This is a genomic window from Membranihabitans maritimus (assembly GCF_021729145.1).
GTDB classification, from domain to species: Bacteria; Bacteroidota; Bacteroidia; order Chitinophagales; family Saprospiraceae; genus Membranihabitans; species Membranihabitans maritimus.
In genome coordinates, this window is the sequence record NZ_JAJSLW010000002.1 from 82,550 (window position 1) to 106,459 (window position 23,910).

The following is a 23,910-nucleotide window of genomic DNA, read 5'->3' on the forward strand; positions in this document are numbered from 1 at the left end:
GAGTGTTGCAGGTTTTTTTATCTGCATTTTTTCACAATCACCTATCGAAATAAATGAATGGCCCAGGTGACAGTCTCGTATTGTCCATTCGAAAGAAGTAAAACAGCTTTGACTGCGTATACATCGGCAGGTGCGGATTGCCCATTTACAGTTCCGTCCCATCTGAAATCAGAACCCGGCTCTATGCTTTTTTTGGCAGAATAAACAATTCCACCGTACCGATTGTATATTTCAAGGTGTGAAACCCCTGCTATACTATCTGAAATGGGAATCACAAACACATCATTCTGCCCGTCTCCATTGGGAGTAAAGGCATTGGGCAGATTCCAATCATTATTTATTTCTTCACGGGAATTAATTTCAATCCATATAGAGTCATTGTATTTGCATCCCGGGGGGTAAGAAATGTCTACGAACAAGATACCCTTAGATTCTGCCGTCATATCCAATTGTAATTCACGACTGATTGTCTGATTCCCCAATACCCATTCTATTGACGATACCTCTTGGCTGGCATTGAACTCTAGCTGAATATCTTGACCCTGCTCTCGTGTAATTCGCTCGGGTATTGGTGGGGTTATTTGCAATTTTTCACTTCTGGAAACAGTTAGGGAAGTATCGAGACTGCAGCCATTATAGTGCAATGAAAAATGGTGGACTCCTTCAGTGAGAGAAAGACTTTTTGGACTTTCAAAGGTATCAACATGGTCTATTGTGATCGTATAAGCTGTGGCCGATACTTCGATTGGGATACTGGCTGTCTTTGCTTCCGGGCAGATGGTAAGATCATCTTCATCCCAGGATATTGATAAGTGGTCCATAGCCTTTAATTTGTATTCGAGGCTTTGGGAACATTGGTTTTCATCGGTGACCCGGAAAGTATGGTTGCCTGCCGGAATATCCGAAAAGAGGGAATCCGGGGACTCTATACTCCCTTCGACCCAAAGATACTGGTACGTACGGCTCTCACCAGGGGATACACTTATACCTACTTGTCCCCTGGATTGTCCGCATCCGGGTTGAACGACAGCTCCCGAATCGATGCGAACATCAAAATTACCAATAGCAGCACCGGGGGATAAATCTAATGAAGAAGCAATAATGCTCCCATACGAATTGGTCACGGTCAATGAATATTCCCCGGGGGGAATGTCCCGGATGACAATGAGCGAATCCGAAAAAGTAGAATCCGGGATGCCGCTACTGGGTAAGGAATATGTATAGGGGCCATTGTTACCTGTTATTTTTATTTCCAGGTTGTGATGTTCCGGAGAATTTGAAGAACAGAGTACTTCGGTCTCGACGTGGAATTGTTGGTCGTCAAGTAAGTAGACCATGCCATCATTACTGTAGTGGTCCGTGGGTACATTGATGATCTCAAAGCTTATTTCTTCTCCATTTGTTTCGGTTGGCGGGCTTCCCGATATACGGACATTTCCGGAGCCAGATACTTGTGGGACAACACAGAGTTCGAACAAAACTTCCCCGTCCGGTATGGTCAGGGTGTCACTCCATTCCGGTTTGGGCCTTAGGGTGAATATTTCTTTGTCCCCGATTCCGGATACACTCCGTTGGGCAATTGGATCCAGCAGGGGATGCAGGGAATTAATTCTGTGGTACTTCAGGGAATCCCGGTTCCAGTAAAGCGGGATGGTAAAGTCTGTGATTGACCGCATATTCTTTGCGGTAACGGGGATACATACTTCCTGGTCGCGGGTCCCGTATACGGAGTCAATGGTGATTTGGACGTAGGGAAAGGGATAAGGATAGTTTAGTCTGCGTGCAAAATATTGACATTTCGATGCCGGGTTTTTGGACTTCAAATTTATATCGTAGAAGCCATCCGTTCGGGTAAGATGGAGTTGTATCGTTCGGTTGTCATAGTTATTAAAAGATATTGTCTGATCCAATTCATCTTTTATATTTATTTCTAAAAAATCGGTGATGGGGAATTCTTCCGGCCAATTGGTAAACCGGATCAAACCAACATCTTCTTTCCCGGCATATTCAAAACTCCCATTGGGCTGATAAATTTTTATTCCCTCTTTAATAAAAACTGATGTGCAGTTTCCTTCGATAAAATCATCGGGATTGGTAGATTCTATATTATCAACAATGACCGGGACAAGATGTGAAAAGGCCTGTAACTTACCAAGTTTACCTAAAACCTCATGAATAGGTATGTTTTCCTTCCGCCCGTCCCATGAAATAACTTTATCGGAATCGGATGATCTAATCAAATTTCTGAATTCGTCAAGAGATAAGACTTTTTTTGTAGGTAGTTCTTTGAAAAGAAAAAACCGGATCCCCCATGGTGTGGAGGGATCCGGATCGTTGTAGGTTAATCCTGAAATATCTAATTCTGTTTGCAAATTTGTTGAATCACATAAATGTAAGTAGAAGTCATTTAGGGGAATTTTTGTATTGTCTGAATATACTTCGTAGTAGTTCAGCTTAAGAGATCCTGTTGTGTTACAACTTTGCCCGAAAGCTATGTTATAGTAATAAAGGCATAAAAAAGCTCCTAAAAATAATCGGCTCCACATAAACTTTATGGTTATGGACAGGGATCAATTGATTCTGATAGTGTTGTTAAATTAAAATCGACAGAGCAAACAGGGTCAAGTGGAGCACTAGTATGAACAACTGCTGTTTGGAACCTGCCGTTGTCAAATTTGATTTTTAATAAAGTGTCACTACAATCTGGCTCATACGATGCTAGGCCTTTGGACCATAATTGTGTATCTGAAACATATTCGCTTTGTGAACCGAAATCTGTTTTATTACTTAAATCAACACCAACCCAACCTCCGTTGGCGGTAAAACTACCTGATTCCATTTCATGTCCGGAACCCGGATAAATGACTTGGGCGCAAATTGCACCCACATACAACCCAAATACATCTGTGAATTCGGCATAAACAGCTACACAAGGGCTTCTAGTTTCAATGTTTCGAACAGGTATTCTAAAAGTTTCTGCTTCTAAAGTCGTTACATTTTGGTCGGTCAATAAATCTTCAATGGAATTTTTCAACGAGATCTTTTGACCATCAAAATCAAATTTGATCATTTGCCCTCCAATGGAAACCAATTGATCCTTATTTAAGGCGTTGCTTAGCCCAAAATAATTGTATTCAAGGTTTAATCTTCCATTTTTAAAAGAGAAGTAGTTTTTTATAATCTCAGGATCCATTGATTCAAAAAAAGCATCTTTTTTTTCGCTAATAATCGTTGATAAGGGTACAAAATCCTGGGGAGTGTCAAATTTTCCCGGATTTACTAAGTAGTCGGCAAATTCCTGGGCATTACTAAATTCCAGATAGGTTGGTGTAGGCGATATTCCATCTTTGAGCCCCACATCATCTTCTTTTTGACAGGAAAAAACAAGAAGGGCTAATAATAAAAATGTTAGTTCTTTGTGGTAAAACTTTGTGGTAAAACTTTGTGGTAAAACTTAGTAGTGGTTTCATCTTTAATATATTTAGGTTTTGAAAATTATTGTTAATGTATGTAATTTTCATTGTTATAACAAAATTAAAAAGATGGAATTGTTAAGTTTAACCTTCTATTAATATTTTATTGCTGCTAATAGCAGTTGACTTCATTTTCGTTTTTGCTTCAAAACAAAATTTATGGGTTGTATTGTTTTTGGAAATGGAAATGTGGAAAAGTGCATGATTATCCAAGAGTGCTTTACTATTCTTATGAATTGGATTGCTTTTAGATGCTATACCCGTGGCGTTTTGGTTTGACCGGTTCGATGTGCGGGGGAAAATGGACAATATCGAAGAAGAAAACGTAGATATAGCCGGGGTTACGTCGAGGCTTTCTGATGATGAAAGTGGCCATTTCCCTCCACAGACAGTGGTCAAAATCAAGTGTTATGGGGATAGTTCAACATTTAAAGAAATGTTTGTTCAGAAAATTATCCGTATTAGCATAAACTCCTAAAGCATCATTAATTCCCCAATTTCCCACGGACCGATTGGATGGCATTACCTATATTAGGAAGTTGAGGGTTCAAAGATTGGGTTTTGGTATAATCATTTAGGGCCGATTCAAAGTCCCCCGTCATTTCATGGCATATGCCTCGGTAAAAAAAATGTTTAGGGTTTTCTTGGTTGAGTTCTATGAGAGTATTAAAGGTTTTTTCAGCTAATTCAAAGGAATCCTGATCCATCAATATCAGGCCCTTGTTGTAATAGGCATTTGTATAATCCGGGGAAGTCTTTATGATTTGGTCGTATACATTTTTGGCTTCTTGTAATTCGTTGTTTTCCTGTAAAAATAAAGCGTAAGAGTGTAGAAGGTTTTGGTTTTCCGGAGCTATTTGCAAGGCGCTTTGATAATATTCAGTTGCCAGTTTATTGTTCCTCCCTGTTTGCAGGTTGGCCAATTCCACCCAGGCTTCTAATTGGTCTGCGTCTAGTTGAACCGCTTCGCTAAAGTAGTCAATGGCTTTTATAGTGTCTTTTTGTTCACGTGCAATAATTCCAAGGAGGGTATAGGCATCCGAAGACTGCGGATTGAATTGTAAAAGTTCTTGTGTGTTGTCAATGGCTTCGTCATATTGCTTAACAATAAGATATGCTTCACTGAGTTTTTTTCGAAGGTTAGTATCTTCAGGCCACTTTCTGACGGCGAGCTTTAGTGTGTTAATAGACTCCATGGATCTGAAATAATCCATTTCTATAGCTGATTTTAATAGATACCATTTCTGATGGGTAGAATCTAATTTAATGGCATTGGACACATCTTTGAGTGCCGCATCAAAAAGATTTCGATGATATAACAGACGGGACCTGGATATAAGGATTGAAGCATCTTTCGGATTATTTGAAATTATTTCGTTCATAATTTTCAGACTATCCATTTCTGAATCAGGGAATGAAGAGGTTTCATTTTTGGTATCTTTAGTATCACATCCGAATACAAAAAAACACCAGAAAAAAATAAGATACTTTCTTGCTGTAAAGTACGGGATGTATTTTAAATAAATATTCATATGATTTTAATTCGTTGCCCTTAAGGAAGTTATAGTGGAATCAATGTAATTACGGATAAAATAACTATATTTAGTGTGCAACCGCAAAACGCATTAAAAAAAATTGTAATATATTTGGGCTTTGGCACAATTTTAGTAACCACAACGATTGATAAATAGTTTATTTATGATCAAGCAATGTACATTTTTATTTTTACTTGTCAGTGTACAGTCATTTGCATACAACAATGCGGATGTACTTAATTATATAGAAAGGTACAAAGAGATTGCCGTTTCAGAGATGCATGTAAATGGAATTCCTGCAAGTATAAAAATGGCTCAGGCGATTTTGGAGTCCAATAGTGGGAAGAGTGATTTAGCTACCCAGGCTAATAATCATTTTGGAATTAAATGTGGTGGGGCATGGAATGGAGACACCTATTACAAAAAAGATGATGACCGTGACAGAAGAGGTCGTCTGGTTCCTTCCTGTTTTCGAGTATTTGAAAGTGGAGAGGATTCTTTTATTCAGCATTCTATGTTTCTTAAGGATCCCAAAAAAGAGTATCGATACGGTGAATTATTTAAAATTGATAAGACAGATTACAAATCATGGGCATGGGGATTGAAAAAATCCGGCTATGCCACTAATCCGGCGTATGCTAATTTGTTGATAAACCTGATCGAAAAATACTCCTTGTATACATTTGATTATTATGAAAAGAGTAATATCAAGTATTTGAAAAAGGAGGATCTTATCGTGAAAGCCAAAGATATCAAGGCTCATGATAAATTAAACAAAACGGGTTCGGAGCCGCGTTTGGAAGCTCAGAGAAAATCGCCTTCCGGAAAAGCTCTTAAGAGTGACCAGGTATTAGTTAATGATCGTATGGCTGCTATAGTCCTTGAAGGGCAGACTGTTGAATCGATATCCAGACAGTTTGATATTTCGGAAAAAAAAGTGGAAAAGTACAATGATTTGGAAAGTAAAATTAAGAAGGGTCTCAAACCGGGGTCTTTTATTTTCCTGGAGAAGAAACGAAGGAGTTACAGGGGGGCGAAGGATTACCATGTGGTAAAGGAAGGGGAAACTTTGCACCAAATCTCGCAGCAATATGGGATCAGGCTTTCAACGTTGGTAAGGAAAAATAAGATTGATGAGGACATGGTACCTATCGCTGGGGAGAAAATTAAATTGAAAGGACGGTCTGTTCGATCCAGTGAAATTCCCCTTACTTATGACGATGTCGTTATTATGGAGTCTGACAAAGTAACAGAACCAACCATAGTTTCCCAGTCTGAAATGGAATCTCCAACCCTCGTTGAAAAGGAACCAACTAGCCGGCATGCCCAGGATCAAAAAACAGAAGCCAATAAAAAGAGGGAAAGTTCAATTGATTTTTCAAAAGAATTGGTAAGTACGGTTGAACAAAAAGAAGATCAAAGGGGTAGTAAACAAGAGAACTATATTAACTATGAAATTCAAAAAGGTGATACACTTTACAAAATCAGCAGGCAGTTCAATTCTTCAGTTGATGAAATTAAGTTGCTTAATAAATTAACTACAGACAGTATTCGTATAGGACAAATATTAAAGATAAAAAGTTGAAACATTTCTTTAAGCTTGTTTTACTCAGCTCATTTGTTTTCGTACTTCTACTTTCATTAAGCTACAAGGCGGAAGGACAATCTATGTATTTTGGAATCAAAGGGGGACCTACCGTTGCATATCAACAATGGAATGGTTTTCAGGGTACAAATCCATTGCTTACATACCACGTAATGGCTCATTTGGAATCTTATGGCAAAGAATCTGCATTTTATTTCAACCTTGGGATTAACAACAAGGGAAGAGGCTTGCGATATAATGATTATATAAACCCAATTAGTGGTAATGTCATTCGAGGAGGGTATGTTAATGTGGTGTTTAAAAATATCGAAGCTGGGACGGGAATCAAAAAGTATTTTGGGGTCAGTGGAGATTTTGAGTTTTTCTATTCTTTTGGTCTAAGGGGATCCTATACATATGATGCTAAATATGGAAGAATCAATTATATTACCAATGATGCCATACGAAAATGGAATTATGGCGTAAGTGCCGGAGGAGGAATCCGGTTTATAAAATCGGAATTTGTACGCCCTTTACTACACATTTCATTTAGCCCGGATTTATCGCAACAGGTGAATATTCCGCCACAGCAATACGATAGCCCTTCAGGGAATAGATTTACGGTTCCCGAACAACAAATCAGAAACTTAAGCCTGGAAGTGGGAATTACTTTACAGTTTCTACGAAAGGTAGTTTATGAGTAAAACTTAAAAAGTAAAGTTTTTCAGTATTGAAGAATTAATGTATTTTATGCTGAATAAATTAATAATCAAAAAGGAATAGAATATGAAACGCAAAGCAACATCGATTTGGAATGGCAGTTTGAAAGAAGGAAATGGAACTCTTGATACCCAAAGTGGAGTGTTGGAGAAACAACCGTATACTTTTAACGCAAGATTTGTTGATGAATCCGGCAAAAGTGCTACGAATCCGGAAGAGTTGATAGCTGCTGCTCATGCTGGTTGTTTTAATATGGCATTTAGTAATATGTTGACGCAAGAAGGACATACACCCGGGAAACTCACCACTACTGCGACTGTATCATTGGAAAAAAAAGACGGAGGTTTTGCTGTTACAAGAAGTGCTTTGAAAGTTGAAGCAGAAGTTGAAGGAATAGCTCCGGAAAAATTTCAGGAAATTGCTGGAAAAGCAAAAGAAGGTTGCCCAATTTCTAAAGCTTTATCCATAGAAATAACACTTGACGCCACCCTTACATAATATTTAATTAATCGCAGAAATTTCTTCTAAATAAATAGTTCCTTCAATGGTCCTCAATATTAAGTTGTTGAGAAATCCATTGCAGGAACTATAATTTTTTGGGTTGACTCCTGCAATAAAGTCAAAACTTTGATGTCAAAAATAAAAACTAAATAGAGTCTATTGCTGACCCAAAGCTCTTTAGCTTGGGGGGTTGTGTCAAATAATCGACAAAAAATAAATGATAGAATGATAAAAAATAACCACTCTCAATCATTTACATCTATTTATACGCAGATACATGTTTAAAGTCACAGAAGAAGTAGAAAAATTTTTACGAATTTGTAAAAACAAAAGATTTTGCAAACTCATTTTACAAGCGCATTTTGCAATAAATTGCCCGCGGAGTATAAAACAGTAAAATAGAAGCTCTATTTGGAGGAAATGCATCCCGTCTTGTCAACAGGGAAAGATTGCATTCCAAGTCTCAAAAATTCCATTTCAAATATAATATACAGGAAAAGTGTGTAGATAAAAAACTATACGAAATCGATGAATTAATTGTTGGCACTCGCAAAGAAATAACAGTTTATTCCAACAAATCAATATAAGCAACCTAACTCCTAATAAATTATCGCTACAAGTCAATCACAACAAAGAAAATAGTTCCTTCAATGACCCTCAACATTTTGTTGAGTAGTACATTGCAGGAACTATAATTTTTTGGGTTGACTCCTGCAATAAAGTCAAAACTTTGATATCAATAATAAATACTTTAAGGTATTTATTGCTGACCCAAAGCTCTTTAGCTTAGGGGGTTGCATCGATTTAAAAGAAATTAACTGGAGAACCAGCATTAACTTCTTTCCGTCGTGTAAAAAAACCGCTTTTGACTCTCGGTTAAATTTTACTATTACAATATTCGAAAAACTTTTTCAAATATCTATATTTATTTCAATATATTTTTAAAAAAACTAATTTAAATAACAGTAACCCCGCATTTTTGACCAGTAGAAGGGCTTATGAACGTGCACTTTTTCTGGTCATAAGTTGATAAGAGTGTCTAATAATTTCGCGTAAAACTTTTTCATTTACATCTTCCAACTTATTAATATACAGACAACTTTTTCCGATTTTATGTTTTCCCAATTTATCAAGAAGCTCATTATATCTTTCAACCCCAGGCATAATATATAAAGAAAGGTTTTGCTTCCGGGGAGAAAATGCAACGGCCATCCAATCACCTTCCTGGCCACTCTCATATTTATAGTGGTAGGTTCCAAACCCAACAATGCTTTTTCCCCACATTTTGGGGTCTTCTTGTGTGACCTCTGAAAATATATCCAATAGCCTCAAGCCGTCTTCGCGCCGCTTTTCATGCTCTATTGAATTCAAAAAATCAAGCACATCACCATCGTTCAGTCTGGTTTTCAATTCGTATGTGCCCATAGAAAAAATTTAAATAGTAATGCTGTAATATAGTTAAAATATTGCATTATTCATTATACTCTTTTCAAGTATTTTTAGGATAAAGTCTTATAGATCTTAGATTTGTTACTATATTCATTGAAACTATTTTTTCTACTGGTAAAAATAATTAAATGTCTTTTAGTACCCGATATGCCCGAAGTCCTGAAGAAATTAAAAATATGGACACAGAAGAACTGCGAAAGCACTTCCTTATTACTAACGTATTTGACGTAGATAGAATCAACTGGACCTATTCACATTTTGACCGGTTCATGACCGGCGGTATAATCCCTACAACAGATGTAGGGCTTGATACGATTCCACCATTACGCTCTGAGTATTTTTTGGAAAGGCGGGAACTTGGTGTTATTAATATCGGGGAACCTGGGTCTGTACTGGTTGATGGAGAGGAATTCGAATTAGGGTATAAAGAAGCTTTATATGTGGGACAAGGTGCGCAGGCAGTGATTTTTAAAAGTAAGAAACCGGATAATCCGGCAAAGTTTTACCTTAATTCTGCTCCGGCCCATAAATCTCATCCCACTATAAAGGTGACAGAGTATGAAGCTGAGCTTGTGACATTGGGCTCTCCCGATACATCAAACCATCGTACCATCCGAAAGCTTTTGGTGAATAGTGTGGTAAAAACCTGCCAGTTGCAGATGGGAATGACAGAATTAAAAAACGGAAGCGTTTGGAATACAATGCCGGCCCATGTGCATGACCGGAGGATGGAGGTGTATTTGTATTTTGAATTACTGGAAGACCAGTCGGTTTCGCACTTTATGGGAGAACCTTCTGAGACAAGGCATATCTGGATGCAAAATGAGCAAGCGGTCATTTCCCCACCATGGTCAATACATGCGGGGGCAGGAACCAGCAATTATACCTTTATCTGGGGTATGGCCGGGGAAAATCTTGATTACGGAGATATGGATAAGGTCTCTATTAATCAACTTCGTTAATTCAGGAATAAATGATGATGACAAAATTATTTGACCTTACGGGAAAAACGGCTTTAGTTACTGGATGCAAAAGGGGGATCGGAAAAGCAATGGCAGAGGGGCTCGCATCGGCAGGAGCAGATATTATTGGCGTGTCGGCTACATTGGAATTGCAAAACAGCGATGTAGAATTGTCTGTCCGGAAGAAGGGACGGTTATTTTATGCTTATCAATGCGATTTTTCAAACAGGACTTCATTGTATACTTTTATTGAAAGGGTAAAAGGCGAGCATAAGAAAGTCGATATCCTGATTAATAATGCAGGCACTATCAAAAGAAAGCCAGCGGTTGAACATCCTGACGAATATTGGGATGAAGTGATTTCCGTGAACCAGACTGCACAGTTTATTCTTACACGGGAATTCGGTAAATTAATGGTTTCGCGTCAATTCGGAAAAATCATTTTTATAGCTTCCCTTCTTACTTTTCAGGGAGGCATCACTGTTCCAGGATATGCTGCCAGCAAAGGAGCTGTCGGTCAATTAACCAAAGCTTTCGCTAATGAGTGGGCCTCATATGGGGTCAATGTAAATGCCATAGCGCCAGGGTATATAGAAACTGATGTTACTTCGGCATTGCAGGAAGATCCGAAGCGCTACAATGCCATCCTTTCCCGGATACCGGCAGATAGATGGGGAAAGCCTGGAGATTTTATCGGTCCGGCTATATTCCTGGCTTCGCAAGCATCTGATTATATGCATGGTACCGTAATGACAGTGGATGGGGGTTGGATGGGTAGGTGATGGAAGAAGAACTAATTAGTCTTTCAATAAACGTCTACACCAGATAAGAAGGATGGTGAAAGCTTCTCGTGTTTATCTCCTATTTCAAACAGGATGTGTCACGGTCCTTTTATCAACATAAATACAATTATCTGTACAGAACGGTACAGTATGAGTAGTAGGCTGTCCTATCCTGCTGATCGAAACTGGTTTTTTTAACAGTATTGCTTTCCAGGATATATTCAAAATGAAAAGTTTAATTCCCCTTAAAGAAGTGCCTTGGGAAAAAGCGTTTGACATGAATACTGACGGTTCCGGCAGTCTTACATTCCCGAAATGTAAATGATCGGGGTTCCCTGTTTTAATCTCATGATGATAAATGTCAGGACATGGAATTTGCGCAGATCGTATACCACATAATATTTATTCTACAAATTTGGGAGATGACTCGAACCTGACAATTCACGGTTTTATTATACCTAGCCATTAGTATTGATTTGTCACCTCCTGCTAGCGGTGGTAATGACCATAGCTATGGTCATTAGATCAAATACGCAATAAAAAAACTGGGTAGTATAGGTGGTTTATCCTTTAGGTTGAAAGAAGGATAAAATACGGCTGGATCCGTTTAATGGATTTTGCACAATGAGATTCTATTCGAACATAGAGTAATCTATTTAATTTACTACAAATGCTTCCTCTGAAGCCGGGTAGATCATTTGTGCTTTCAAATTCTCAAATGCGACAGGGAACATTTTTTTGAAATGTTGATTTCTTGTATAGAATAAAGTGATAGCAAGTGCCCGCTGATCAATGTATTCTTTGGGTATCCCCATATATTTTTCGAGATCCTGAAGGGTATATCCTCCCAGAAGACATAGTTTACCTGCACTGGGAAGGTTGTTTTCATAGAAGTCGGGTTTTATGGCTGATTTTGCACTTTCATACAATCCACTGTTAAAAAATTTCAATGGCTCATAGCTACCTTTCAATAGGTGTGGAATAGAGAAAATTAAGGTTCCGTCTTCTTTGTGGGTCTCCGAGATATGAAGACTTTTAGGGAATTGGGGCGAAGGGAAAGCATGGTTGTAAAAAACATATACAGGAATTTTGGGAAATGGTACGCTGTAATTTTCTTTTGACAAGCAAAAAAATGCTGCGTACGCCCCACTTAATAGAATAGCCTGGTACGGAACGCCATCCATTCCCTGATCGATAAATTCTTTGTCTACTTTAAAAAGGCTTATCTTTTTGTAGAACAAGTCCCGGCTATCTTGCGGCACACAATGAATTAATGGGAAGTGGTTGTTTATAAAGTCTTTTTCCTTTTGATCAAGTCCTATTTTGTTTTTACGATGGTGCCAGATATTGATATCTTTATTAAATATATATACCAATGCCAGGAGAATTCCACTAATAAATAGAATAATAACACCAGGACCGAAGCTCCAGTATTTGTAGCTAAAAAATCCAAGACCACTGCCCAAGAGAAGAATTATCGCCAGGAAAAAAGAGAGTTTCATACGTAAAAATGAAATTAAAGTTTATTTTTCTTTTGGTGAACTAAAAAAAGAGTATAAATTTGCCTTTCCAAAAAATAACGTTGCTTAAAAGAAGTAACTAATTTGTATAATAATTATTGTCTGCTAGCGTGTTTAAAACGGATTGAAATAAACTATTTGAAATAGCAGATGAATGGGTAAAAAGAAAACAATAGAGAAATACAAGTAGGTACCTTAGCTCAGTTGGTAGAGCACAGGACTGAAAATCCTGGTGTCCCTGGTTCGATTCCTGGAGGTACCACTTTTGGAGAGCTGTGAATTTCACAGCTCTTTTTTTTATAATCTTCCCGTGGGTTTGTGGAACTTCATGCACAAATTTTTCCTTGATTAAATGAAATAATTCATATATTTAAGTGTATGGATTACAAAGGGTTGATAAAATCTCCGGTAGGAGATATTAAATTGCATTGTACAGACATAGGACTTACTTCTGTACAGATAGTACCAGGCAGTGATACAGAAACAAAAGTATACCACTTTGACCCGCACTTAAAAGAAGCTGTTTCACAATTAGAGGCTTACTTTAGTGGCGATCTCAAGGAATTCAAATTGTCCATTGACTGGACAGGAAATTCTTTTTTCTTTTGTGAAGTTTGGAGGGCACTCCAGTCGATTCCTTACGGGAAATATCGTACATATGGACAAATTGCCAAGTTTTTACGAAAACCCAAATCAGCCCGGGCAATTGGGAAAGCAAACAGCAGAAATCCAATTGCTATAATAATACCGTGTCATCGGGTGATCGGCACCAATGGCAAGTTGACGGGATATGCTTATGGAAATGATGTTAAGAGGAAACTACTACAACATGAGAACCCTGCCCATTTTTCGAACCAGGGAGCCTTGTTTGAGGATATCTCTTTAATTAAGAAATAAAAAAAGTCTGACCTAAGGAAGATCAGACTTTTTGAAATGTACGATTTCCAATTTTATTTATTGTTGTACCAGTTCTCCTTCCCCTTCGCCATCAATCCATTTATAAGGCGTGATTCTCTCATTCTCTCCCGGGTACCCTCTATTTTGGTTAATGTGACCCAGTGTATTGGCATTAATAGCCCCTGCGGGAATTGGCCAGAGAACAAGGTGAGGTGCGGCCCTGTAATTGTAATGTGGGGCTCGAATTTCTTCTCTGTAAAAGATGTTTTTTTCGATTACGCGGTCAAACCAGAAATTATCTTGAGTCATATTTTCCAGGCTATACGTTTTGCCATTATATGCGGTTTTACCGGTATTAGCGAAAATAAAAGCTATTCTGGTCAGTTCGGTCTTTCTCGGTTCCTCATAGAATAGTTCTCGAGCTCTTTCATTGAGAATGATATCCATATTTATTTCCGTGGGATCTATTGAAGAAGCTCCTGCTCTATTTCTTACGGCATTTAAATCTTCAGCTGCACTGACCATATCCCCTTTCCAGAAGTATGCTTCTGCTCGTAATAAGAAAGTCTCGGCAAGACGGTATAAATACCAATCTCCGCGTCCTCCGTCAGGTGTTAGGTCTGTTGGGTCTTCTATGAACAATTTGTAATGTGGCCAACCATACCACGACCGGATAGTATCTGTACAGAGTATTCCTCCATTGTCATCGTATAATTGAAGGTTTTCTCCATAATAGGGGTCATTACTTTCTTTAAGGCTTGGGTGATTGTATACTAAATTCTCCATATCCAGCCAATTACCTTCAGCATGTCTGAGGTCATTTTCATCAGTCCAAATATCTGTATGGTGATATGGCGTTGCCCGGCATCTGCCTATTCCCCTGCCAATGTTTGTGACTAGGTCAATTTCGACGCCTGAATTTCCAGCAGGTACATCTCTCATGCCGGCTTGACCAGAAGGAGTTTTAATTTTCCCGGTACCTCCCCAAAAAGGAACGGTTTGTCTCATAATTGAAATACGGCTATTCCCATCTTCTTCAAACCCTTCCCGAGCTACCATTACATATATTCGTTCTGTATTCTCCAGCAGGGATTTATTTTCTTGTTGGTGTAAATCCCATACTACGTTTTTTGATGGATCTCCAGCATCTATTCCAAATCGTTCTGTCATTAAAGCATGGTGACCATCATTTATTATGGCAGAGGAAGAGGCGATAGCATCGTCAAATTCACCCAGTGCCAAATTCACCTTTGTCAAGATATGGTTTACGGCGGCCTTCGTTACGTCTCCAATGACATTTGTTTCCCATTCAGGTTTTACCCATTGGGCAGCGAATTCGAGATCTCTTTTACACTTTCTCAAGATACTTTCACGGGTGACAGAATTGAAATCCAATCGTGGGGAGGTAATTTCACCCAATACCATAGGTACATCGCCAAATTGATGAACCAATCTATAATAAGTCCTGGCGATGTGGAAGTATGCCTTTCCCAAGACATGGTTTCGTTCTTCTTCATTTTTATATTCTGCATCGTCAATTCTGGAGACGACAGCGTTTGCGTACCTAATTCGTCGGTACCCTTCATTCCAGAACCAACCAATTTTATTACAATCAGTACTATTCAGACAGGCATCCGGTAAAATTTGTGCGGGTAAATCCATTGCCGGTCCGGTTTTGTCAGTTGTGCCTTCAACGGCGACATCCGAAAAAATATTTTCTGTGATCATGGGGTTCCCATCACCATAGTACTCGTGTCTTACATTCCTTAAACATGCTACTAAAGCAGCATCAAAGCCAGCAGCGTCTACAAAAGCATTCTCCGGAGCAAAGAAGGAAAGTGGCTTAGGCTCTAAAAATTCTTCCTTGCAACTAATGGAGGTTAGAATTAGCCCAAGTGTTAGAAAGCTATATATATAAATTTTTCTCATTGTCTTTGGTTTTTCATTTTTAAATCAATAATGAATTTTAGAGAGTAAGATTTAATTTAAAAGTGTAAAAGGTCGGAGTGTATCCTTTTTGTTCCGGATCCATCCAGGACCATGTGGGAGCCCAGACAGTAGGGTTTTGAATTACAGCGGACAACCTGCATTGCTCTATTCCTACTGTGCTTAAAAGGGAAGTTGGAATTCTGTATGAAAGAGCAATATTGTCTAATCGGATAAAAGAATTGTTTTCGTAGACTGTAAATCCTGTTTCATAACTTTCTACGCGTGCCCATTCATTATTCGGGTTTTCCGGTGTCCAGTAAGGCACATTATAAGAGGAACCTCTATCGTAAAATACATCATTGTTTTTTTTATGGTTATTAGCTGAATAGTAACCTAAGTATGCGTAAAACTTCATCGATAAATCCCAATTCCTATATTGTAGATCATTTCGTAGTGAGACCCTATATTGTGGTTTAGTGTAGCCCTGGAATATTTTATCATCATTAGTGTATACCCCATCTCCATTGGTATCCTGAATTTTGAAGTCACCGGGAGCCCTGGCATATTGTTCAGCTTCCTCCCGCTCATTTTCCTGCCAGATACCCAATACTTTGTAGTCCCAGATTTGGTCTAGTGCATGACCTATAAACCATCCATTTGATTCATCATCCGTTTCTTTTTGCCCAATTACAGTTCCGTTTTCATCGGTTACATCTACCATATCCCCATAGAGATGTACAATTTCATTTCTATTAAATGCTATAGAAAATCCATTTGTCCAGGAGAAGTTTTTATTGGAAATATTCACTGTGTTTAATGTAAATTCAAAGCCCCTATTATCCACTTGGCCCAGATTGGCAAATACGGAATTATATCCTGTTACATCTGGTAAGCTTCTTTCTATCAGCAAGTCTTTTGTCTGCATATAATAGACTTCCAGATTTCCATTTAGACGGCCATTATATATGGAGTAATCGAGACCGAGGTTATAGGCACTTGTTCTTTCCCATTTTAAGTCTGCATTAGCCAATCTTGTAGAGTATAATTGAGAAACATATGTTGGTGTCCCATCGATTACCTGTACATATCTGCCTGAATTCAAGTTAGATAATGCTGAATATCTACCTATGGACCGATTCCCATTGGTTCCAAAGGATAAGCGTAATTTAAATAGGTCTAGTGCATCAACATTAAAGAAAGGTTCTTCGCTAATCAACCATCCCAGGGCAACTGACCCAAAGTTTGCATGTGGATTTTTCTGACCAAATGCAGAATATCCATCCCTTCTAAATGAACCGGTGAACATATACTTAGAATTGAAAACATAATTTAATCTTGCCATTAAGGCATCACCTGTTTCATATTGATCATCACTTGTTATTTCCACATTTTGAGTGGCGGCACCAATTTGATTGTATCCTAATACATCACTTGGTTGGAAGCCGTTTCTTCGAACCCGATCCTCCCATCGTTGGAATTTTTCTGCATTTTGAAGTAGGGTTACGTCGAAGCTGTGTTGGCCAAATTCCCTGTTCCATTTAAGTATATTATTCATTTGCCAGGAATAAGAACTGTAATTTCTTCGCTCGGCCCTACCTCCTTCATTTCCCCAATCGGGGTGAGCTGATGACCAATGGTTATATTCCCGGTCCCAAACCAATCTAGGTATGTATTCCGAAGTAAATGTAATTCCAAATGGTAAAATTACTTTGGCATATAATTTAGAGTTTAAAGCATTTTTATTGAAATACCTGTCAAGGTACGTTAGATCTAGCCAGGGGTGCCTTGAGGATGAAATATTTCCAGTAGGGGCATATGCGATTGTGGTACCATCTTCTTCATAAAAGGAGGAATAAGGTGTAACATTTACAAGGTTGTCGCTTGATACTATTGGAGATTCATCTTTAATTGCAAATTGCGTATTTGTACCCACCTTTAAATAATCTGTAATAGTTGCTTCAAAATTCAACCTCGTACGCAGAGCTTCCCATTTATCATTATATCTGTGACCTTCATTGTTTACATAGCCTAAAGACCAATAATAATTAAGTCGGTTACTACTTCCTGAGATACTTATATTATGGTCATTTCTCATGCCGTTTTGATATTCATAATCTTTCCAGTTTAGTGTGCTATTGCTTTTGTAATTAGCAATCTCCACAGGAGAAAATCCTATTCTATTTAGCCAGATCCCCGTTAGGTCTTCGGCTTGTGAAGAACCATCATAGGCTTTCCATTGATCAACTGTTACCCCACCAGGCAAATTGTTTGGGTTGTCGTAATATCCTGGACTATTTAACTGATGTCTTTCATTACTTTCAAAACCTGCTATTCTCCAATCTATAAATTGATCACCGTTCATGGGGTCTATTTCTTTTCCTGACAGGCCTACAAAACCAACACTGGAAGAAACATTAATCCTCGGCTTCCCTGATTTGCCTCTTTTTGTAGTAATTAGTATTACACCATTGGAGGCACGGGATCCATAAATAGCTGCGGATGAAGCATCTTTTAAGATGTCAAAAGTGGCTATATCAGCAGGATTTATGTCTGCTAAATCCCCGGAATAAATCATTCCATCCAATACCACCAATGGAGCATTCGCTCTTGCATCCCTATTAGGGTCATCATCTGTATTAACCCTGACTGTAGTAGCTCCTCTTACCTGAAGATCATGAGCTTCACTAATGCCTTTAGGGCCTGCATTAAAGCTTACATTCAACCCCGGCATACTGCCCCTGAGCATGTCGGTTATATTCGCAGTTGCTTCCGTAGCGAGCTTTTCGGCATCGATTTGTGAAACGGCTCCGGTGAGGTCTTTCTTTTTTACCGTTCCATAACCTACTACGATAACCTCTTCTAATCCAATAGCGTCCACACCCAGGGTTACGTCTATGGTCTCCTGATCGGCGATCTCAATCGTTTGCGAAGAATACCCTACATAAGAAAATGTGAGCTCTTCCGCACCTTCTGGTAATTCCAGGGTATAATTGCCTTCAAAATCTGTACTGGTTCCGGCTATGCCGTCGTCGACGGAAACCGTAACGCCGATCAGGGGTACCCCATTCTCGTCTGTAACAGTGCCTTCCAACGTGCTATTGTTTTGTGCGTACAGACCAAATGAGCACAAAAAAAATGTCCCAAGTGCCAACAGTATGTCCCGGCCCGGGAGGGATAATTGTCTGGAAGGGAATTTAAAGTTTAAACGTTTACGCTTCATTCCAAAATTTTTTCGCGGTTCATAAATAGTTATTAATTGATTTTACTATTCATTAAAGGGTAATAATTAATAGTAAATCTAACAATATGTTAATCAATTTGAATTAAGATTAAATGGATAGGTATAGTTCAGTTATGATCTTAAGTTCTTGGTATGGTATTGAAAAGATACCAATTACTTCAACTGAAAGAACAATTAAATTTCCTACATCTAATTCCCATTGTATTTCACATATATTGACAGGTAAAACTATAAAACTTATTTTAATAAAACAAATAATAGTTTGATAATAGTTTTGTTAGTAGAATATGGTAAGGAATATTGCGAGGTTTCAAAAAATATTAATAGGTTTAAAGGTGTAAAAATAACACAATACAAATTAAAATTTTTAAAAAATTATATAAATGAATAAAATATTATTTATTATTTATTTTGATTTTTCTTAACAATTGTTAAGTCGTGAGTGGTTATATTTTTGGGTAGGGATATAGGTTTTATATGCAGGCAGGATCACTTTCCGTAATTGTCCATGACAAGTGAGGCCGCCCCTATAAGTGCTGCGCGGTCTTTGAGGTCGGAAACCACCAGTTGAGTGTTTTCCGAAAGTTTGGGTATGCAGTGTTCGTTTATGGCTTGTTGCATCGGAGCTTCCCACAACCTACCTACCTGAGCACCAATGCCACTTAGAATTATAAGTTCTGGGTTCATCAGGTGTATGAGAATAGCCAACCCCCTGCCGATTTTGTATCCCATTTCGGATAAAAGGCTTATCGCAAATCGATCTCCTTTTTGCGCATATTTGAAAATATGGTATATTGTTTCTTTTGGTTTTTGTAGATTAATAATTTCCATTGTAGTTACCTCCTCTTCGCCACCCCGAGCCTTAGCTTTTTCAATGAGGCTGTACAAAGAGGCCTCGGTTTCCAGGCATCCTGTTTTCCCGCACTCGCAGATTTTTTGATTGTCGAATAGAGGAATATGACTCAATTCTCCGGCATATCCATTTTCGCCACTGAATAGTTGACCTTTTAGAATCATGCCAAGGCCTACCCCCCACCCTATATTGACAGTCATGACATTTTTGCTGTTTTGTGCAGCTCCAAATCGCAATTCACCCAAGGCAACAAGGCTGGAATCATTCCCTATATAGACGGGAGTGTTGACAGCGGAAGATAAATGGTCGACGATATTTACACCATTGGTTGGGATAAAAGAGTGGTTAATCCCTTTCTTTACATTTATAAAACCCGGCATGCTAATTCCCAGGCCGACCAGTTTGTCTGGGCAAGTGTTGCTTTTTTCAAGAACGGAGCAGGCGAAATGGGTAATTTGTTTTAGCGCTTTATCATTATCCAGTAGCGTCAAAGGTAGTACTTCGTCAATTATTATCCGGCTGTTTCCCAGGTCTGAGATCACCATTCTTGTTTCGACCTGGTCGATGGCCATGGCTGCTACATACATTTTTTGAGTTACTAAAGAGTACGTTTTGGGCTTTCGTCCTCCCGTAGATGTTGCCAGGCCATTTATTCTTACTGTTCCTTCTTCGATTAATTTATCAATTATTCGCGTAGTAAAGGGAATGCTTTTATTAATTTTTTCACTTATTTCAGTACATGACAGTATTTCGTTGAAATACAATTGTTTAATGATCTTCTTCTTGTAAATTTTGTCTTTCCCCAAACCATAATCTTTTCTAAAAAATAACATACTTTTTAAGTATTTTACAAAGATGGCAATTTTTATTAATTTATTATATAAAAAACATGGATTTAATGATGAATGTCGTTTAGCTAATGCCCGAGTTGTTATTTCAACTTTTCTTTCTACCAATGAAAAATTTTTAAAGATTATATTTTTGTTGCTATTGTGTAAAAGGCATCAAAAGCAGATTAACTTACGAAACGTTGTTGTTTTAGCTATTTTTGGCAAGTAAAATCAGAAAACAAAAATATAAATGAAGTAAAAACTTTTGTTTTATTGTGTATATTTATAATTTTACCTTTTGAAATTAATATTGAAAGATATATGGTGGAATACTTAGGTTTTAACGAAAATCGACTCAGAGATATAAACGGGTACAATACGGCAAACGAAATTGTTAGACAGCCCCTACTTTGGAAAAAGATTTACAAAGAAATCTCTATAAGAAAAAATGAAATTTTAGCATTTTTTCACGGCATAAAAGGTGTTGATAAATGTAATGTAATCCTTACCGGTGCGGGTTCTTCGGCTTATATTGGAGAAGTACTGGAAAGCGCATTTATAAAAAACATATCTCGCTACTCCCGGGCAGTGGCAACCACGACGATTGTAACTCATCCGGAAATTTATTTTACAAATGACCGACCTACGATTATGGTGTCTTTTGCCCGGTCTGGAAATAGTCCGGAAAGTGTAGCTTCTATTTCAATGGCCAATGAAATGTGTGAGAATGTATTTCACATAGTAATCACGTGTAATCCCTCGGGGAAAATGATAGAAGAAATGGATTTGGAAAAAGACTATTTGCTTTTGTTGCCGGAAGAGTCCAATGACATTGGATTAGCAATGACCGGTAGCTTTACTGGGATGCTTTTAGCGGGTTATCTTATTTCACGATTGGCAGATCTGGAGATACTGGAAACTGAGATTAATTTAATTGCTGAATATGGAGCAAATGTTATTCAGGACAATTTGGGTAGGTTAAAAGATTTATCTAACCTTGATTTCAATAGAGTTGTGTTCCTGGGGTCAGGTCCCCTTCTTGGTATAGCAAGGGAGGCGCACTTAAAGGTTCAGGAATTAACAAATGGTGTAGTAATGTGCAATTACGATTCTTACCTGGGGTTGAGGCATGGTCCCAAAGTAGTGGTAGGGCCTAAAACAATTGTTGTTTTTTTAATTTCAAACGATCAATATGTTCAACAATATGAAAAAGATCTTATCAGCGATATGGTAAATGAGTCTTTGGGGTTGAGAAAATTAAGTTTTTCAGAGAACAAAGAACCGGAGTTGGACATTGACTTCCAAATATACCTGTCAAATGAAAATCGACAATTAGACCCTTATTTGTATTCAATGGTGAGTATTTTACCGGCACAGGTTCTGGGGTTTTTAAAATCGGTACAATTGGGTTGTAGCCCGGATTCCCCATCAGAAAACGGTGCAATTTCAAGAGTAGTGCGGGGAGTCAAATTATACAATTACCAAAATCAGGTGCGTGTTGTCGGCAATGATTACAAAATAAATTAAGAAATGAAAAGATCCAAATGGTATTCTGATAAGGATTTTTTAAATGTTCAAAAAATAGATGCCCACATTCACATGAACACCAGGCATTCGTATTTTAATGAAGTAGCACGTGAAAATAATTTTACTTTATTAAGTATAAATACTGAAGTGCCTGAATATCCCCTGTTGCCTGACCAACAGGAAATCATCCTGGAACAGCAATCACATTTTGATCAATCAGTTTTTCATCTGACTTCATTTGATACTTCAGGAATTTCCGAGGAAGGATGGAGTGAGAAAGCCCTGGAATATGTAAAGGAGTCTATTGATAAGGGAGCCTGCGGAGTAAAGGTATGGAAAAATATAGGTATGGACTTGAAAAGGGAAGATGGGAGTTTTGTAATGATTTGTGACAGGGAGTTTGACGAAATTTTTGGATACCTGGAAGCCAGGAGTATTCCAGTTTTGGGCCATATAGGTGAACCTCGGAATTGTTGGCTTCCTATTGAAGAAATGACGGTTGATAACGATAGAAATTACTATTCCCAACATCCCGAATTCCATATGTACCATCATCCCGAATATCCTGGTTACAATGACCTGATAAATTCCAGGGATCAGTTGTTAGAAAACCACCCGGATTTGTTATTTATTGGTGCGCATTTAGGCAGCCTTGAGTGGAGTGTGGATGAAGTAGCAATCCGGCTGGATAAATATTCCAATCTTTATGTTGATCTGACAGATAGGATATGTCACTTGCAATACCAGTCTTTTAGTGAAAGGAACAAAATAAAAGACTTTTTTTATGCCTATCAGGATCGCATTATTTACGGAACCGACCTAGAATTTTTTGATGGCCATACCAGAGCGGATGTATTCAGAGAGTCGCAAAATGTCTGGATGAGGGATTGGAAATATTTTGTAACGGATGAAGAGATGGTAGTCCCGGCTCTCGATTCTCCAGTTGAGGGGCTAAAGTTGGAAGCCTCTGTTGTCGATAAAATATACAGGGAAAACGCCAAGAAATGCTATCGTATCTAAATTTTGACTATGAGAACAACACTATTATTTTTCGGTTTGATGATTTTGTGCTTTAAAATGACTGGGCAGACATCTAATCCGGATTACACAGGAAAAACTATTTTAGCTGTTTTTGCACATCCCGATGACGAACTATATGCAGCCCCAGTTTTGGCAAAATATGCTTTTTTAGGTGCTGAAGTACATTTGGTTGTTGTCACTGATGGTAGATATGGTACGGGTCAGACAGATCTGAAGCCAGGCAGTGAATTGGTGGAGTTGAGAGAAAAAGAACTGGATTGCTCTTGTGAAAATCTTGGAATTGAAAAACCAATTACTCTTGGTTATCACGATCAACTAAAATTGCAAGAAGGTTTTTTTGGCCATGTTCCTTATGTACAAAATCTTCTGAAACAACTTGATTCTATTGTAAATAAATTGGACCCTGACGTAATGCTTACCTGGGGCCCTGACGGAGGGTCTAATCATATGGACCATAGAATAGTAGGTGCTTCGGTCACGCAGATTTACCTCAATTCCTATAGGAATAACTCGATGAAATTGTATTATGTAGGAACACCAATCGACAATCTCGACGCTGAGGACCGACTATTGCGGGGGGTTGATCAAAACTATTTGAATGTCAGGATTCCTTATGGATCGAGAGAAATCCAAAAAACCATATCGGCCGTAAATTGCTACACTTCTCAGTTTTCCCCTGAAAAAATGAAATCAAGAGCAAAGTCTATCCAAGCCGGCCCAAGTACTGTTTATCTTAGAGAACTTGGGGTGCCGGAGGATATCAGGTCCGATTTTTTTGAATAATCGACTCTATTTTCGAATACAGAAATGACAAAGTATTTTATATCTCTTCGTGATTCGGAGACTGAACGTATCTTGTTAAAAAAAAAAAAAGCAAGGCATATTGAAATAGTAGTAGAAAATCTTGTGAGACCTAAATTCTGGCCACCAGTGATTTAAAACTTCAACAGACAAAGAAAAAGTTTGGGTATGGAGTGTTCTTTTATTAACAGAGAAATTTTGGGGGCAGAACAAGCTAAATACTATCGGCATAGGGTATAATTAGGCTGTATGATGTATGAAAAT

The 23,910-nt window shown here is 38.2% G+C and carries 18 protein-coding genes and 1 tRNA gene; 11 read left to right on the forward strand and 8 right to left on the reverse strand.

From position 1 onward, the window contains the following. Window positions 1-41: 41 nt before the first annotated feature. A complete protein-coding gene (locus LVD47_RS02305) occupies window positions 42-2,372 on the reverse strand; it encodes a T9SS type B sorting domain-containing protein (protein WP_236973909.1) in 2,331 nt (776 codons plus the stop codon). A gap of 185 nt (window positions 2,373-2,557) precedes the next feature. Continuing rightward, window positions 2,558-3,358, reverse strand: coding sequence for a hypothetical protein (locus tag LVD47_RS02310; protein ID WP_236973910.1), 801 nt, complete (start codon window positions 3,356-3,358; stop codon window positions 2,558-2,560). 377 nt (window positions 3,359-3,735) lie between these two features. Here LVD47_RS02310 and LVD47_RS02315 point away from each other — a divergent pair, with 377 nt between their 5' ends. After that, entirely contained in the window at window positions 3,736-3,951 is a 216-nt protein-coding gene (locus LVD47_RS02315; RefSeq protein WP_236973911.1) for a hypothetical protein, read from the forward strand. A gap of 7 nt (window positions 3,952-3,958) precedes the next feature. Here LVD47_RS02315 and LVD47_RS02320 read toward each other — a convergent pair whose 3' ends face one another. Further along, a complete protein-coding gene (locus LVD47_RS02320; protein ID WP_236973912.1) occupies window positions 3,959-5,005 on the reverse strand; it encodes a tetratricopeptide repeat protein in 1,047 nt (348 codons plus the stop codon). A gap of 166 nt (window positions 5,006-5,171) precedes the next feature. Here LVD47_RS02320 and LVD47_RS02325 point away from each other — a divergent pair, with 166 nt between their 5' ends. The 3 genes from LVD47_RS02325 (at window position 5,172) to LVD47_RS02335 (ending at window position 7,811) form a co-directional block, all read left to right on the forward strand. Beyond that, window positions 5,172-6,593, forward strand: coding sequence for a glucosaminidase domain-containing protein (locus tag LVD47_RS02325; RefSeq protein ID WP_236973913.1), 1,422 nt, complete (start codon window positions 5,172-5,174; stop codon window positions 6,591-6,593). After that, complete coding sequence (locus LVD47_RS02330) at window positions 6,590-7,297, forward strand: hypothetical protein (protein WP_236973914.1); 708 nt, start codon at window positions 6,590-6,592, stop codon at window positions 7,295-7,297. The genes LVD47_RS02325 and LVD47_RS02330 overlap by 4 nt, the downstream gene beginning before the upstream one ends. Before the next feature lie 82 nt (window positions 7,298-7,379). Beyond that, a complete protein-coding gene (locus LVD47_RS02335) occupies window positions 7,380-7,811 on the forward strand; it encodes an OsmC family protein (RefSeq protein ID WP_236973915.1) in 432 nt (143 codons plus the stop codon). A gap of 999 nt (window positions 7,812-8,810) precedes the next feature. Here LVD47_RS02335 and LVD47_RS02340 read toward each other — a convergent pair. After that, entirely contained in the window at window positions 8,811-9,239 is a 429-nt protein-coding gene (locus LVD47_RS02340; protein WP_236973916.1) for a DUF1801 domain-containing protein, read from the reverse strand. Window positions 9,240-9,391: 152 nt separating this feature from the next. On the opposite strand from LVD47_RS02340, the gene kduI reads away from it, so the two are divergent. Both kduI and LVD47_RS02350 read left to right on the forward strand, forming a co-directional pair. Beyond that, complete coding sequence (gene kduI / locus LVD47_RS02345; protein ID WP_236973917.1) at window positions 9,392-10,225, forward strand: 5-dehydro-4-deoxy-D-glucuronate isomerase; 834 nt, start codon at window positions 9,392-9,394, stop codon at window positions 10,223-10,225. 11 nt (window positions 10,226-10,236) lie between these two features. Next, complete coding sequence (locus LVD47_RS02350; protein ID WP_305067717.1) at window positions 10,237-11,007, forward strand: SDR family NAD(P)-dependent oxidoreductase; 771 nt, start codon at window positions 10,237-10,239, stop codon at window positions 11,005-11,007. Between the two features lie 656 nt (window positions 11,008-11,663). Here LVD47_RS02350 and LVD47_RS02355 read toward each other — a convergent pair. Continuing rightward, window positions 11,664-12,509, reverse strand: coding sequence for a hypothetical protein (locus LVD47_RS02355; protein WP_236973918.1), 846 nt, complete (start codon window positions 12,507-12,509; stop codon window positions 11,664-11,666). Between the two features lie 207 nt (window positions 12,510-12,716). Between LVD47_RS02355 and LVD47_RS02360 the strand changes: the two genes are divergently transcribed. Both LVD47_RS02360 and LVD47_RS02365 read left to right on the forward strand, forming a co-directional pair. After that, window positions 12,717-12,789 (forward strand) — tRNA-Phe (locus tag LVD47_RS02360). Between the two features lie 116 nt (window positions 12,790-12,905). Continuing rightward, a complete protein-coding gene (locus tag LVD47_RS02365) occupies window positions 12,906-13,424 on the forward strand; it encodes a methylated-DNA--[protein]-cysteine S-methyltransferase (protein WP_236973919.1) in 519 nt (172 codons plus the stop codon). Between the two features lie 57 nt (window positions 13,425-13,481). Here the strand turns inward: LVD47_RS02365 and LVD47_RS02370 are convergent, their stop codons facing one another. The 3 genes from LVD47_RS02370 to LVD47_RS02380 all read right to left on the reverse strand — a co-directional run bounded on the left by LVD47_RS02370 (window position 13,482) and on the right by LVD47_RS02380 (window position 20,280). Then, entirely contained in the window at window positions 13,482-15,353 is a 1,872-nt protein-coding gene (locus LVD47_RS02370; protein ID WP_236973920.1) for a RagB/SusD family nutrient uptake outer membrane protein, read from the reverse strand. A gap of 37 nt (window positions 15,354-15,390) precedes the next feature. Further along, entirely contained in the window at window positions 15,391-18,573 is a 3,183-nt protein-coding gene (locus tag LVD47_RS02375; RefSeq protein WP_236973921.1) for a SusC/RagA family TonB-linked outer membrane protein, read from the reverse strand. Window positions 18,574-19,083: 510 nt separating this feature from the next. Further along, window positions 19,084-20,280, reverse strand: a complete 1,197-nt coding sequence (locus tag LVD47_RS02380) for an ROK family protein (RefSeq protein ID WP_236973922.1) — start codon at window positions 20,278-20,280, stop codon at window positions 19,084-19,086. A gap of 318 nt (window positions 20,281-20,598) precedes the next feature. Between LVD47_RS02380 and LVD47_RS02385 the strand changes: the two genes are divergently transcribed. The 3 genes from LVD47_RS02385 to LVD47_RS02395 are packed head-to-tail and all read left to right on the forward strand — an operon-like array spanning window position 20,599 to window position 23,628. After that, window positions 20,599-21,804 carry an SIS domain-containing protein gene (locus tag LVD47_RS02385; RefSeq protein ID WP_236973923.1) on the forward strand — a complete coding sequence of 402 codons (1,206 nt, stop codon included), beginning with the start codon at window positions 20,599-20,601 and terminating at the stop codon, window positions 21,802-21,804. A 3-nt stretch (window positions 21,805-21,807) separates the two neighbouring features. Continuing rightward, complete coding sequence (locus LVD47_RS02390; protein WP_236973924.1) at window positions 21,808-22,824, forward strand: amidohydrolase family protein; 1,017 nt, start codon at window positions 21,808-21,810, stop codon at window positions 22,822-22,824. Window positions 22,825-22,833: 9 nt separating this feature from the next. Beyond that, window positions 22,834-23,628: a PIG-L family deacetylase gene (locus tag LVD47_RS02395; RefSeq protein ID WP_236973925.1), complete on the forward strand. Its 795-nt coding sequence runs from the start codon at window positions 22,834-22,836 to the stop codon at window positions 23,626-23,628. Window positions 23,629-23,910 lie beyond the last annotated feature (282 nt).